Source organism: Paraburkholderia sp. EG287B (assembly GCF_040965595.1).
Taxonomy (GTDB): Bacteria; Pseudomonadota; Gammaproteobacteria; order Burkholderiales; family Burkholderiaceae; genus Paraburkholderia.
In genome coordinates, this window is the sequence record NZ_JBFRCG010000020.1 from 102563 (window position 1) to 116702 (window position 14140).

Here is a 14140-nt window from a genome sequence, read left to right on the forward strand (position 1 = left end):
CCCTCTCAAGGCGTGACTGCGTTGTGAAACACCGCGCCCGCACCGGCCGCGCGGGCGCGCTGCAAGGCGAGAACGGCAATGGCGGTGTCCTGCGCCCCGGTGCCGGTGAGGTCGCAGATCGTGATGTCGTCGGCGTGTACGCGGCCCTCGCGGCGGCCCGCGATCACTTCGCCCAGCTCCGCGAAACCGCGATCGGGCGCGACCTTGTGCGCTTCGATCGCGTGCCTGAGTTCGCCGAGCACGCGCGTTTGCTGCAAGCGGTCGCAGACATAGCGCGCCGCTTCGAACACCGAAGGCGCGAGTTCGTTCTTGTACTCGGCGTCGGAGCCCATGGCCGTGAGGTGCAAGCCGTCATGCAGGTCCGCCGCGTGAACGAGCGGCGCGCGGCTGGGCGTGGTCGTCACGGCCACGTCGGCCTGCGCGAGCGCGTCGTGCACCGAAGCGGCAACGCGCGCGCGTACGCCGTGGCGGCGTTCGGTTTCGGCGGCGAAGTCGGCAGCACGCGCCGCATCGCGGGCCCAAACGCTCACGCTGTCGATCATGCGCACCAGCATGAGCGCATCGAGTTGCAGGCGCGCCTGCTCGCCCGCGCCGATGATCGCCGCATGGCGCGCGTCGGGACGCGCAAGCCAGCGCGCGGCCACCGCGCCCGCCGCGGCGGTGCGCACGGCAGTCAGATAACCGTTGTCGAGCAGCACGGCTTCGGTAAGACCTGTGCGCGCAGAGAGCACCAGCATCAGCCCGTTCAGGCTCGGCAGGCCGAGCGAGGGATTGTCGAAGAAGCCTGGGCTGATCTTGATGGCGAACTGCTCGAAGCGCGGCAGATACGCCGTCTTCACATCGACCTCGCCATGCCGCTCTGGCAGCGCGAGGTTCAGAATGGGCGGCATGACGACGGCTTCGGTTGCGAGTGAAACGAAAGCGGATTCGACCTGATCGATGGCCGCAAGGTCGAGCGGAACCAGTTCACGCAGTTGCTGGGCGCCCAGCAACGCAACCGGCGGCAACTCAGGTGGCAACTCAGATGACAATTCGGAATGCATTTCAAACCTCCGTCACGAGACGGCGGTGCACCGTCATGTCGATGTTCGCGCCGCTCACGACGATCACGAGCGGGCCTTGGCTGCGCTCGATCTGCCCGTCGAGCAACGCCGCCATGCCCACCGCGCCCGCGCCTTCCACCACGAGACGCTCTTCGCGGTACGCATGGGCCACGCCGCGCCCGATTGAGGGCTCGCCGAGCAGGATGACTTCGTCGGCCAGCGCGCGGGTCAGCGCAAAGGTGTGGCGATTGTCGAGACCGATGCCGCCGCCCAGCGAATCGGCCAATGTTTCGCTTTCCTCAACGTCGACGGGATGGCCCGCCGCGAGGCTCGCATGCATGGCCGCGCCGCGCGCCATCGACACGCCGATGGCGCGCACGTCCGGCCGGATCTGCTTGGCCGCAAACGCCACGCCGCTGAAGAGTCCGCCGCCCGACAGCGGCACCACGAGGGTCGCGGTGTCGGGCAGCGCTTCGAGAATTTCGAGGCCGATGGTGGCCTGTCCGGCGATCACGCGCAGGTCGTCGAACGGCGGCACGAACGCATAGCCCTCTTCGCGCATGAGACGCTGCGCTTCGATCTGCGCTTCGTCCTGGCTCTTGCCCGCGATCACCACGCGCGCGCCCAGCGCGGCCACGGCTTCGACCTTGTTGGGCGGCACGAGCGACGACATGCAGACTGCCGACTCCATGCCGAGCGCGTGGGCCGCATACGCGAGCGCACGGCCATGATTGCCGGTGGATGCGGTGACGACGCGCTTCACGCCCGACTCGGCGAGATGCGCCACGGCGTTGGTCGCGCCGCGCAACTTGAAGCTGCCCGTGGGCTGCACGGTTTCGAGCTTGAAGTAGACCGCCACGCCCACGCGCGCCGACAAGGTGGGAGACGCCACGAGCGGGGTGTGCGCTACGCGGCCTTCGAGGCGCTGGCGCGCGCGGTAGACATCGGCAAGCGAGAGTGACGAATGCGAAAGCGACGACATGAAATGCACGTTCCTTGCAGTGAATCTGTGCAATCCAGTCTAATGAGCCAAAACGGCCTTTCTAATGTCCTGGTACAATCCGCGCGCCCGGCCGGCGGTCGCCATCGTCTAGTTGAAATCGTGCACGTGCGGATACTGCTCGAACACACCCGCCATGGTCTGCAGCGCGTTGCGGCACGCGGTGTCCGACGCTTCCGCGCCAAGGCTGATGCGCACCGCATTGGGACGCGGTGTGCCGCCCACGAGAAATGGGTCCGGCGACGTCACGGCAATCTGGCGATTGCGCAATTCGCGCACGAGGCGGTCCGCCTGCCAGTAATCGGGCACGCGCAACCAGGCAGACAGCGCATTGGGATGCGCGCCGAGCACATAGTCGCCCAACGCGGCGCGCACCATCGCCTGGCGCGCCGCGAGCCGCTCGCGCTGCAGCTCCACGAGGCGCCGCGCGGTGCCGTCCATGATCCAGCGCGTGGCGATCTCCGCAATCGGCGAGGTCGCCATCCAGCTGCTCACGCGCAGCACGCTTTCCACGCGCAGCGCAAGGCGGCGCGGCATGGCGAGATAGCCCGTGCGCAGGCCGGTGAGCACCGATTTGGTCATGCTCGTGCAATAGAACGCCAGCTCGGGAATCAGGCTCGCGATCGGCGTATTGGCTTTCGCGGGCAGCGCGCCATACACATCGTCCTCGATGACGTACACGCCATAGCGCTCCGCAATGCGCGCAATCGCGCGGCGGCGCGAATCGGGCAGGACGGCCATGGTGGGATTGTTGAAGGTCGGCGTGCACACGAGCGCGCTCACGCGCTCGCTGTCGCACATCTCCTCGAAATGCTCGGGACGGATGCCGTATTCGTCGATTTCGAGCCCCTTGAGCGTGAAGCCCAGCACGTTTGCCGAGCCGATCACGCCGTGGTCCGTAAGGCTTTCGCAGAGCACGGTGTCGCCGGGACCGACCGTGGAGGCGAGCGCGAGGAAAATGCCGTGCGCCGCGCCATTGGTGATGAGGAGCGACTCGGGTTTCACCGGCATGTTGAGCGAGGCGAGCCACGCCGCGCCCGCCTGGCGATGATGCTCGAAGCCCGCGATGGGGCGAAACGAACGGATCCACGGTTGATCGTCGAGCGTGGCGAGCGTGGCGCACACGTCGCGCCACGCGGCGTCGTGCTGCGGCGTGTGGACGATGCGTGCAATGGAAAAGTCGACGATCTCGCGCTCGGCCGTGTCGAGAATGTAGTTCGACATCGACTCGGTCACGCGCGCGGCGACGAAGCTGCCGCGTCCCACCTCGCAGCGAATCAGGCCCTGCCTTTCGAGTTCCTTGTAGGCATTGGTGACCGTCTGCACGCTCACGCCCAGTTCCGCGGCCACCTCGCGCTGCGGCGCGAGGCGCACGCCGGATACGAGCGCGCCGCGCTCGATGTCCTGTGCAATCGCCTTGACCAGCCGTTTGTATTTGGACTCCGCGCCGTGCGCGGCCCCGACCGCGTCACGCCACTCGCCCGAAATCGTCGCCCACGCCATCTCGATCCGCTCCTCGGTAAGCGTTCATGGTCGCTCAGAAACGGGGCGAAAAATAATTGTCTCAGGACAATTGCAGGTAAAAAAAGGACAATCGGGTCCGGAAAATCGGCCTTCGTCAATCTGACGATATGCTTTCACTTCCCGCCGAGTTGTTTCCACATGGAGGCCGTGATGCGTTGGCGCGCCTTTTCGTAGCCGCTCCACGGATCGGCGCGCAGCGCGTCGAGCCGCTCGCGCACGTTCGCGACGTTCCACTGGTCGCCGCTGGTGAGCGCGTGCAGCTCTTCCCAGTCCACCGGCACCGACACGCCGAGACCGGGCCGCGCCCGCGGCGCATAAGCCGCGGCCGTGCTCGCGCCGCGGTTGTTGCGCAGATAGTCGACGAAAATGCGGCCCTTGCGGTTTTGCGGCCCCATCTTCGCGCTGAAGCGCTCGGGCAGCGTCGCCGCCATGTGGCTCGCCACCGCGCGCGCGAAGTCCTTCGCCTCGTCCCAGCCGGCATGGCGCGTGAGCGGCACCACCACGTGCAGGCCCCGCCCGCCACTCGTTTTGCACCATGCCCGCAGGCCCAGCGCGTCGAGCAGTTCGCGCGTGAGCTGCGCGGCCTCGAGCATGCGCTCCCATGCGAGCGAGGGATCGGGGTCCAGGTCGAAGACGATGCGGTCGGGCTTTTCGATGCTAGCCGCGAGCGCATTCCAGGTGTGCAGTTCGATCGTGTCCATCTGCGCTGCGCCGACCAGCGCCTCGGTGGTATCGAGCGTGAGCAGCGGCGCATGGCCCGGATCGAGGCCGGCGTGCTGCGTGGCATGCGGAATCTGCAGCGCGTTGGCGTGTTTCTGGAAAAACAGCTCGCCGCCCACGCCCTTGGGGGCGCGCGCAAGCGCGACGGGCCGCCCCTGCACGTGCGGCAGCAGCCGTTCAGCAATCGCTTCGAAGTACTCAACGAGATCGATCTTGCGCAGTCCGCTTTGCGCGTCGATCACGCGTTCGGGATGCGTGACGCGCACGCCGGCGACCTCGGCTTCGTTGCGGGCGGCGCGGCGCGTACGGCTCGCCGTACCTGGCGCGCTCGTCGAAGCCTGCTTTGCGGCCTTCTTTTCACGCTGGTTCGCCGCCGCTTGCACGGGCGGCGATTGCGCTTCGCGCACGATGTCCTTCGCAGGCTTGTCCGCGCGCAGTCCGACGAACGACGCCTGACGCACCACGCCCGCGCTCGTCCATGTCTTGAAGCGCACCTCCGCCACGAGTTCGGGATGCACCCAGTGCACGCTCGCGCGACGCTCGGCCGCCGGCACCGCTTCGAACGGCGACGTTTTGCGCTCGCGCGCACGCAATTCGCCCGCAATCGCTTCGAGCCGCGCCGCGTCGAAACCCGTTCCCACCCTGCCGGCATATTGCAGCGCGCCATCGTCGCCATGCACACCGAGCAACAGCGCGCCGAACCCCTCGCGGCTGCCCTTCGGCTCCGTAAAGCCGCCGATCACGAATTCCTGGCGCCGTGAGCAGCGCAGCTTGAGCCACGCGGCGCTGCGCGTGGACGTGTAAGGGCTGTCGCGGCGCTTGGCGACGAGCCCTTCGAGATTCGCCTCGCACGCGGCTTCGAGCAGGGCCTGCGGCTCGCCCTCGAAGGCCTCCGAAAAACGCAGCGCGTCATCGGGCTTGCGGGCAAGCAGCGCCGAGAGTTTTTCGCGCCGCGCCTCGAGCGCCACACCGCGCAAGTCCACGCCGTCGAGCCAGGGCAGATCAAAGAGCCAGAACGTGATGTCGCCGGCACGGCCCGCGTCGAACGCATTCTGCAGCGACTGGAAGTTGGGCACGCCGGCAGCGTCGAGCACCACGGCCTCGCCGTCCAGCCACGCCGATTCGACCTTCAGCGCGCGCAGCGCCTGCACCTGGCGCGGGAACTTCGCGGTCCAGTCGTTGCCGGTGCGCGTGAAGATGCGCACATCGCCCTTACCGCGCGCGTGCCGGTCGATGCGTGCCAGCACACGGTAGCCGTCGAATTTCATTTCGTAGAGCCAGGTGTTGCCGCCCGGGAGGGCGTCGGCGGGCGTCGCGAGTTCGGGGGCGAGTGTGTCCGGCAGCGGCGCGCGCATCGCGCCTTCCAGGGCGGTCGATGCCCCCTGCGTTGCGGCCCCGTCGCCCGCCCGGGTGCGTTGTTTCGACACTTTCGATGCTTTAGACACTTTCGGCGCGGCGGGTTCGTCCTCGACGACGTGAAATTCGTCTTCGGGCACGGCCTCGTCGTCGCGCTGCTTGATGAGCAGCCAGCTCTCCTGTTTGCCGTCGTGCATGGGACTGCGCACGAGCGTCCAGCCGCCGTGCAGCCGCTCGCCCTCCAGCGTGAACCTGAGCTTGCCTTGCGCATAGCCTTCGCGCGCGCCGCGCAAGCCGTCCTCGGGGCGCCACACGCCGTGGTCCCAGATCGCCACCGTGCCGGCGCCATAGCTGCCTTCGGGAATGCGCCCTTCGAACGAGCCATATTCGAGCGGATGATCCTCCACATGCACGGCGAGCCGTTTCACCGTCGGGTCGAGGCTCGGGCCCTTGGGAATGGCCCACGACTTGAGCGTGCCGTCCAGTTCGAGGCGAAAGTCGTAGTGCAGGCGCCGCGCGTCGTGACGCTGGATCACGAACGCCCCATCACCGTCTCGTGGCCGCGCGCTTTGGCGAGCGGCCCTGCCGCGCGGCTCCGGCGTTTCATCGAAGCGGCGCTTCTGTTCGTAGACTTCGAGCTTGTGCTTCATCGTTCGCCCCTCGTTAGTGCGCGATCTGAGCCGCACGCGCGTTCATCACGCCGCGCGCCGTCCGCGCTTCGGCGCCGGTTTCCCGGGCGGCGCACTCGCGCCACCCTCGCCGCGCTTGCCGAGACTGCGCTTGAGCAGTTCGGAAAGGTCGACGATCTCCGCGCCGCGCCGCCCGGCCGCAGGCGCCTCGACGTGCGTGAGTTCGTGCGCCTTGCCTTCGCGCGCCTTGCGCCCGGCCAGTTCGAGAATCGCGTCGCGGTAGGTGTCGCGATACGTTTCGGGGTCCCAGTCCGTACTCATGTCGTCGATGAGCTTGCGCGCCATTTGCAATTCATGCGCGCTCACACCCGTGGCTTTTGCACCCTTGGGCAGGCGCTTCACCGCGTCGAACTCGCGCACCTCGGTCGCCCACCGCAGCGTTTGCAGCGCAAGCGCGGGGCCCGCCGCCACAAGGGCCGCCAAATGCTGCCGGCTGTGCAGCACGACGCTCGCAATGCCGATCTTGCCGCTCGCCGCAAGCGCGTCGCGCAACAGCGCATAGGTCTTGCCCGCGCGCTTGTCGGGGGCGAGCCAGTACGGCGTGTCGAGGTAGAGGAAGGAGACTTGAGACGCCTCTACGAATGCGAGCAACTCGACCGTCTGCGTCGATTCGGGGCTCGCGGCCTTGATCTCCTCCTCGGACATCACCACGTAGGCGCCCTTTTCATATTCGTAGCCGCGCACGATGTCGGCGTGCTGGATTGGCTTGCCCGTGCGCTTGTTGATCTGCTGGTAGCCGACCGGGTCCAGCGTGCGCCGGTCGAGCAGGTTGAAGCCGGTACGCTCGCTCTGCGTAGCCGGGAACACTTCGACCGGCACATACACGAGCCCAAAGGTGATGGCACCTTTCCATATCGCGCGTGGCATGCTCGCTTCCTCCTCGTCTTTCGCATTGTGCCGGTTTCAAGCAAACGCAGTGCCCACCTTGCTTTGCGCTCACCCCGCGCGATGCGGCGTTCAAAGGGCCGCAACAAATGCACCGGCCTCTCGCGGTTTTCATCTACGGGAATACGCGATGCGCACCTCCGAACACAATGGGCGCCGTCGGCGTTCGCACCTTGCACCCAGGATGCGAATGCAGGCGCGGCGGACGACTAAAGCGGAGGCAGCATGCAAGAGAACGGCGCACCTGCGCTCACGGTCGAGGAAACGCTGATCACCGAAGCACTGGTGAACCGCCCGAACCGACTGCCCGATTACCAGGGCGAGAGCCGTGCGCTTGCTGCGCTCACGCAGGAAATGGCGAGCAATCCCTCAGGTGTATTGCCTATGCTTGCGCGGCTCGCCCTCGCGCTTTGTCGCGCCGGGTCGGCCGGCGTGAGCGTGCCCGAGCGCGACGGACCCACGGCCCGGTTCCGCTGGGACGCGGTGGCCGGCGAACTGGCCGGCAACGTGGACCGCACGCTTCCCGGCGACGACTGCGCGAGCGGCGTGACCGAGGGGCGCAATACCATGCTTCTGTTCGACCGCCCGGCACGCTGCTTTGCTTCGTACCGTTCGATCGCCCCGCCCATCCGCGAGGCGCTGCACGTGCCCTGGCGCGTCAACGGCACGGCAGTCGGGACCGTCTGGGCCGTGACGCACGGCGAAGAAAGACATTTCGACGCCGAGGACGCGCGGTTGCTGCAAAGCCTCGCCTCCTGCGCGAGCGCCGCACACCAGTTGACGAGCGCGCTGAGCGACGCCCAGGACGCGGGCCGCAATCTCGCGCAGCAGGTGGCCGAGCGCACGCGCACGCTGCAGGACATCAACACGAAGCTCCGCGACGAAGCCGGGCACCGCAAGCAGGTCGAAGACGCGCTGCGCGAGAGCGAGGCGCGCCTGCAGGCCGCCATCTCCATCGAAACCGTGGGCGTGCTGTTCTTCGATCTCGACGGCGGCATGGCCGACGCCAACGGCGCATTCGAACAGATGAGCGGCTATAGCCGCGAGGACTTGCGCGCCGCGGCGCACTGGGACCGGCTCGTGCCGCTCGAATTTCTCGGCGTCACGACGCGCGCGGTCACCGACCTCGCCACCTCCGGACGCACCCAGCCTTATGAACGGCAGCTGATCCGCAAGGACGGCACGCGCTGGTGGGGCCTTTTCGCGCCCACGCGCATCTCGGGCACGGGCATGGCCTCGAAGTGCGCCGAATTCGCGCTGGACATTACAGAGCGCAAGCGCGTGGAAACCGAATGCGTGGATAGCGAAGAGCGCTTTCGCGCACTGGTGGAAGGCTTCGCGCAGGCCGTCTGGGAAGCCGATGCCCTGGGTCAGGCCGAGTCGGTCTCGCCGGGCTGGTCGGACTATACCGGCCAGCCCGGTGAAGAGTGGCTCGGCGAAGGCTGGGCCAACGCCGTTCATCCCGACGACCGCGCCTACGCGCTGGGCCAATGGAAGGACGCGATCGCGGCGCGACGTGTGGTGAACGCGGAATACCGCCTGCGCGTCGCCACGGGCGGCTGGCGCTGGACCAACGTGCGCGCCGCGCCGATCTGGAATCCCGACGGCACGGTGCGCAAGTGGGTGGGCATGAATATCGACGTCGACGACCGCCGCAGCGCCCAGGAAGCGCTGCGCGAGAGCGAGGCGCGCTTTCGCGCGCTAGCCGAAGCGTCGCCCGCACTGATCTGGCAAATCGACACGCAAGGCAACACCGTCTATCTGAACCAGCGCTATCTCACGGCGATCGGCCTCACGCCCGGACAACTGCTCGAAACCGGCTGGCACGCCATCGTGCATCCGCGCGATCTGCCCGGTTTTCTGTCGCGCGTCCAGGCCGCGCAGCTCGACCATTGCGCGTTCCAGAGCCGGCTGCGCGTGAAAATCAAGGATGCGGGCTGGCACTGGTTCGAGACCTGCTGCGCGCCGTGGTTTTCCGCGAACGGCGAGTTTCGCGGCCACGTGTGTGTCTCGATCGACGTGACCGAAGCCGTGAACGCCGAAGACGCGCTCAAGGAAGCCGACCGGCGCAAGGACGAATTCCTCGCCACGCTCGCGCACGAGCTGCGCAATCCGCTCGCGCCGATTGCCAATGCGCTGCACCTCATCAGGCACAGTGCGTTTCCCGCGGACTCCGCGCCGATTCTCGACATGCTCGATCGCCAGGTCCATCACATGGTGCGGCTGATCGACGACCTGATGGAAGTGTCGCGCATCACGCGCGGCAAGATCGGCCTCGTGAAGGCGCCGGTGGCGCTCGCGGAAATCATCGAGAATGCCGTCGAAACGAGCCGCCCCGCCGTCGATCAGGCGCACCATGAACTGAGCATCACGCTGCCCGACACGCCGCTCGTGCTCGACGCCGACCGCGTGCGGCTCACGCAGGTCTTCGCGAACATGCTCAACAATGCGGCGCGCTACACCGACACGGGCGGCCAGATCCGGCTCGACGCCACGCGCGAAGGCGAGTGGGTCGTGATCGCGCTGAGCGATACGGGCATCGGCATGTCGGCGGGGCAGATCGATCAGGTGTTCGAAATGTTCACCCAGGTCAGCCGCCCCGCCGATCGCAACCAGGGCGGCCTGGGCATCGGCCTCACCATGGTGCGCCATCTCGTGCGCATGCACGGCGGCACGGTCGAGGCGGCGAGCGCCGGGCCCGGCAAAGGCAGCACCTTCACCGTACGCCTGCCGCTCTCGCAGCAGACGCCCGCCGAAGCGCGCGAGACCCCGGCGAACGTGGCCCGCGCCGCGAAGCCGCTCGCGGGCAAGCGCATTCTCGTGGTCGACGACAACCGCGACGCCGCCGATTCGCTCGCCATGGTGCTCTCGGGCGAAGGCGCGCAAGTGCGCGTGGTCTATGACGGCGCCGCAGCGCTCGGTGCGCTGGCGCAGTCGGTGCCACATGCGGTCGTGCTCGACATCGGCATGCCCGGCATGGACGGCTACGAAATCGCGCGGCAGATCCGTCAAAGCCCGCGCTACGCCGGCCTGCAGATCATCGCGCTGACGGGTTGGGGCCAGCACGCCGACCGGCTGCGCTCGCGCATGAGCGGAATCGATTCGCATCTCACGAAGCCAGTCGACTTCCACACGCTGTTCGAGCTGCTGGTCGCGCGCTGAACGGCCCCCGCGCGCGCTTCACGCGCCATTGCCTCCGAGCGTCTTGAGGCTCTTCCACTGGCCCTGCTGGACCTCGAAGAGCGTATAAGGCGGCTTGATCAGGTCGCCGTGCGGATCGAACGCGATATTGCCCGTCACGCCCACCACCGTCACCTTCGGGAAGCTCGCGACGATCTTTGCGCGGTCGAGCGAATCGGCGTCGCGAATCGCCTTGATCATCGCGAGCGCGGCATCATAGGCGAACGGCGCATACAGTTCGACATCCTGATTGAAGCGCGCCTTGTAGCGCTTCGCGAACGCCTGCGCCGAAGGCAGCTTGTCGAGCGCCGGCCCCGGTTCGAGGTCCTGCGTGCCCTCGCCCGCCGGGCCCGCGATCTGCAGGAAGGCATTGCTCTTCAATGCGCCCGCGCCGAACAGGCGCGCCGGCATGCCGAGCGTGCGCATCTGCTTGGCGAGCATCGCGCCCTGTTCGTCAAGGCCGCCAAAGAAAATCACGTCGACGTTCTTCTGCTTGAGCGAGGTAAGAATGGCGCGAAAATCGACGGCTTTGTCATTGGTGAACTCGCGGTCGACGATATTGCCGTTGGCCTCCTTCGCGCCTTTCTCGAACGCGTCGGCGAGCCCCTGGCCAAAGGCCGTGCGGTCGTCGATGATGCCGATGCGCTTCGCCTTCAACTGCTCCACCGCGAACTTGCCGGCGATCACGCCGCCAATGCCGTCGTTGCCCATGGTGCGAAACACGTTCGCGTAGCCCTGCTGGGTCAGCGCCGGGTTGGTCGAGCCCGGCGTGATCATCGCGACGTTCGCATTGTGATACACCGTCGAGGCGGGGATGCTGCAGCCCGAGTTGTAGTGGCCGATCACGCCGACCACGCCGTCGTCCACGAGCTTTTGCGCCACCTGTACGGCCACGTGCGGATCGGCCTGGTCGTCCTGCACGTCGAGCACGTACTTCACCGGCTTGCCCGCGATCACGGGATGTTTGGCGTTCTCCTCGTCGATCGCGAGCTGCGCGCCGTACTGCAAGTCCTTGCCGACACGCGCCACCGGGCCGGTGAGCGGACCGGCAAAGCCGATCTTCACAACCTCGGGGTCGGCCGCCTGCGCGGGGCCGTGCAAGCCCATCAGCCCGAGGGCCATCGTTAGTACGAGAGTGCGGCGGTTCATGATGCTCATCCTCGCTGGGAGACTGTTGCGGTGGGTGTTACGTGGCGGTTGGCTGGAAAGTGGCTTGAATCAGGGGTTAAAAGCGTCGCGGACTATACGGCGCGAGATCGAGAGGAGGCGCACGCCTGGCAACGAGATCGGCGACCACGCTGCCCGTCACGCCGCCGAGCGTCACGCCCAGATGCTGGTGCCCGAACGCGTAGATCACGCGCGGCGAGCGGCTCGACGCGCCCACCACGGGCAGCGCGTCGGGCAGGCTCGGCCTGAAGCCGAGCCAGTCGCTGTCCGGCTCCGGCAGGCCGGGCAGCGCCTCCTGCGCGGAGCGCGTCAACAGGCGCAGCAGATCCGCGTTCTTGCCCGCGCCGTTGGCCGCCAGCTCGACGGTGCCCGCCGCGCGGATACCGCCGTCCATCGGCGTCATGTAGAAGCCGCGCTCGGCCCAGCCGCACGGGCGCGAAATCCGGTTAGCGGTGCCAGGAAAGCGCACGTGATAGCCGCGCTCGACGCCGAGCGGCACCGCGTCGCCGCATTGGCGCGCGAGGCGTCCCGAAAACGCGCCCGCGCACACAATGACCTGCTCCGCGTCATGCGCCTCGCCCGCCGTATCGATCAGCTTCACCGCGCTCGGCGCGGGTTCCAGCGTCTCGACGGCCACGCGCCGGTGCACCAGACCGCGCTGCGTCAACATCGCATGCAGGGCCTGCAGAAAGCCGCGCGGATCGCTCAGAAACCAGCTGCCCTTGAAGAGCGTGCCTTGCGAGAAGAGCGGCGCGAGGCCGGGCTCCAGTTGGGCGATCTCGCTGCGCGCGAGCGTTTCGAACGCCACGCCGAGCGAGCGCCGCAGCTCGAGCGCCGGCTGCGCGGCCTCGAACGACGCAGCGCTCGAATACAGGTAAAGGCATTCGCGTTCGCGCACGAAAGCCGCGAGCGTGTCCACGGCCAGCATTTCGCGGTAGCCTTCGAAGGCGCGCGAGAGCAGTTGCGCGAGCGCGTTCACGCTGCCCGCGTAGCGGCGCGGCGTGGCGCTCAGCAGGAAACGCGTGAGCCATGGCGCGAGCCCCGGCACGTCGCCCCAGCGGATACGCAGCGGGCTCGTCGACGAGAACAGAAAGCGCGGGATGTTGCGGAACACGTCCGGGTTGTTCACGGGAATGCACGCATAGTTCGCGAACGTGCCCGCGTTGCCGTAGGAGGCGCCCTCGCCCGGCCCCTGCGCGTCGTACAGCGTCACGCTGTGCCCGTCGCGCATGAGCCAGTACGCGCACGACAACCCCACGAAACCCGCGCCGATGACAGCCACTTGCGCCATTACTTCTTCCAGTTGGTTGCGGGCTCACGGAACTCCTGCACGTGAGTCCTCTTGCGTGTGACCAGGTATGCCGCCGACACCACCGCCAGGCTCGCGAGACTCGCCATCAGCTGGCCCGAGAGCGCGTGGTCGAAGCCCATCGCGCAGAGCACGCCGGCAATGGCGGCCACCACGGCCCACGAAAGCCAGGGAAAGAGCCACATCCTGAACGTGAGCCGTTCGGGCGCCGTTGCCTCCAGGCGCCGGCGAATCACGATCTGCGAAACGGCGATGGAGAGATACACGAACAGCATGATCGCGCCCGATGCACTGACGAGATAGAGGAACACGCCCTGGGGCGAAACGATCGCCGCGACGATGGCCACGTAGCCGACGATGCTGCTCGCGAGCACGGCGAGGCGCGGCACGCGGCTCTTCGAGAGCGTGAGCAGCGCGCGCGGGGCGTCGCGCGCTCGGCGAGCCGGAACACGATGCGCGAGGACACATAGAGCCCGGAGTTCAGCGCCGACAACACCGCCACCAGAACGATTGCATTCATGGTGTCCGCAGCGCCCGGAATATGCATGGTTTCGAGCGCGGCCACGAACGGCGAGTAGCCCACCTTGATGCTCGCCCACGGCACTCCTTGATCGACGCGAACCAGTACTCGAATTCTCCATACGATTTCACCGAGAGCAGGTTAACGGCCGTCATGAGCGACAGGAGCACGAGCCCGATCACCCAGACCGGTGCGGGAATCCAGCGCTGCAGGATGCCCGCGCCCGCCACCGCCTCCACGGCGACCACGATTACCCAGAAGTACCAGTAGAGCCAGCCGTTCGTGAATCCGGCCCAGTCGCCGAGACCGATGCGCGTGAACTCCGTGAACGAGCCGACGCCCGGATGCGCGAGCGCCATCTCGCCAAGCATGCGCATGACGAACAGCACGACGATGCCCGCCAGCAGATAGCTCAGGCAGGCCGCCGGCCCCATCGCACTGATGGTGGCGCTGCTGCCGACAAAGAGCCCCGCACCGATGATCCCGCCGAGCGAATCATCGTGACGTGGCGCTTGCGCAGCGAGTGGCCAAGGGGGGTGGATGTTGCGCCTGAAGCGGGTGTGGGTTGCCGGGTTGCCACGAGCCTGTCCTCCTGTAATACAGTGCGTGTTGCGCCGAACTGCCGACCGAACAAAACCTTGAATTCATACTCACACAATAATTTTTTGTGTGCAATTAAAAAGGCTTTGTGTGGAGACCAGGATCTTCCCTGGAGAATGCTCTCCCGGCCCATGGCGCAGGCAGCCA

The 14140-nt window shown here is 67.2% G+C and carries 8 protein-coding genes and 1 pseudogene; 1 reads left to right on the forward strand and 8 read right to left on the reverse strand.

From position 1 onward, the window contains the following. Positions 1-5 precede the first annotated feature (5 nt). The 5 genes from AB4Y40_RS32595 to AB4Y40_RS32615 form a co-directional block, all read right to left on the reverse strand. Positions 6-1043 carry a cyclodeaminase gene (locus tag AB4Y40_RS32595; protein ID WP_368691384.1) on the reverse strand — a complete coding sequence of 346 codons (1038 nt, stop codon included), beginning with the start codon at positions 1041-1043 and terminating at the stop codon, positions 6-8. 1 nt (position 1044) lies between these two features. After that, positions 1045-2025, reverse strand: coding sequence for a hydroxyectoine utilization dehydratase EutB (gene eutB, locus AB4Y40_RS32600; RefSeq protein WP_368691385.1), 981 nt, complete (start codon positions 2023-2025; stop codon positions 1045-1047). A 108-nt stretch (positions 2026-2133) separates the two neighbouring features. After that, positions 2134-3546, reverse strand: a complete 1413-nt coding sequence (locus AB4Y40_RS32605; protein ID WP_368691386.1) for a PLP-dependent aminotransferase family protein — start codon at positions 3544-3546, stop codon at positions 2134-2136. Positions 3547-3680: 134 nt separating this feature from the next. Continuing rightward, entirely contained in the window at positions 3681-6293 is a 2613-nt protein-coding gene (gene ligD / locus AB4Y40_RS32610) for a DNA ligase D (RefSeq protein WP_368691387.1), read from the reverse strand. Positions 6294-6338: 45 nt separating this feature from the next. Further along, a complete protein-coding gene (locus AB4Y40_RS32615; RefSeq protein WP_368691388.1) occupies positions 6339-7199 on the reverse strand; it encodes a Ku protein in 861 nt (286 codons plus the stop codon). Between the two features lie 243 nt (positions 7200-7442). Between AB4Y40_RS32615 and AB4Y40_RS32620 the strand changes: the two genes are divergently transcribed. Further along, positions 7443-10379, forward strand: a complete 2937-nt coding sequence (locus AB4Y40_RS32620) for a PAS domain S-box protein (protein WP_368691389.1) — start codon at positions 7443-7445, stop codon at positions 10377-10379. An 18-nt stretch (positions 10380-10397) separates the two neighbouring features. Here the strand turns inward: AB4Y40_RS32620 and AB4Y40_RS32625 are convergent, their stop codons facing one another. From AB4Y40_RS32625 to AB4Y40_RS32635, 3 genes and pseudogenes are all read right to left on the reverse strand, one after another. Beyond that, the gene (locus tag AB4Y40_RS32625) at positions 10398-11546 is read right to left on the reverse strand and encodes a branched-chain amino acid ABC transporter substrate-binding protein (RefSeq protein WP_368691390.1); all 1149 of its coding nucleotides are present in this window, start codon (positions 11544-11546) and stop codon (positions 10398-10400) included. 76 nt (positions 11547-11622) lie between these two features. Continuing rightward, positions 11623-12855, reverse strand: a complete 1233-nt coding sequence (locus AB4Y40_RS32630) for an NAD(P)/FAD-dependent oxidoreductase (RefSeq protein ID WP_368691391.1) — start codon at positions 12853-12855, stop codon at positions 11623-11625. After that, positions 12855-13892, reverse strand: a pseudogene (locus AB4Y40_RS32635) (amino acid permease). Before AB4Y40_RS32635 ends, AB4Y40_RS32630 begins: the two are co-directional and overlap by 1 nt. Between the last annotated feature and the right edge of the window lie 248 nt (positions 13893-14140).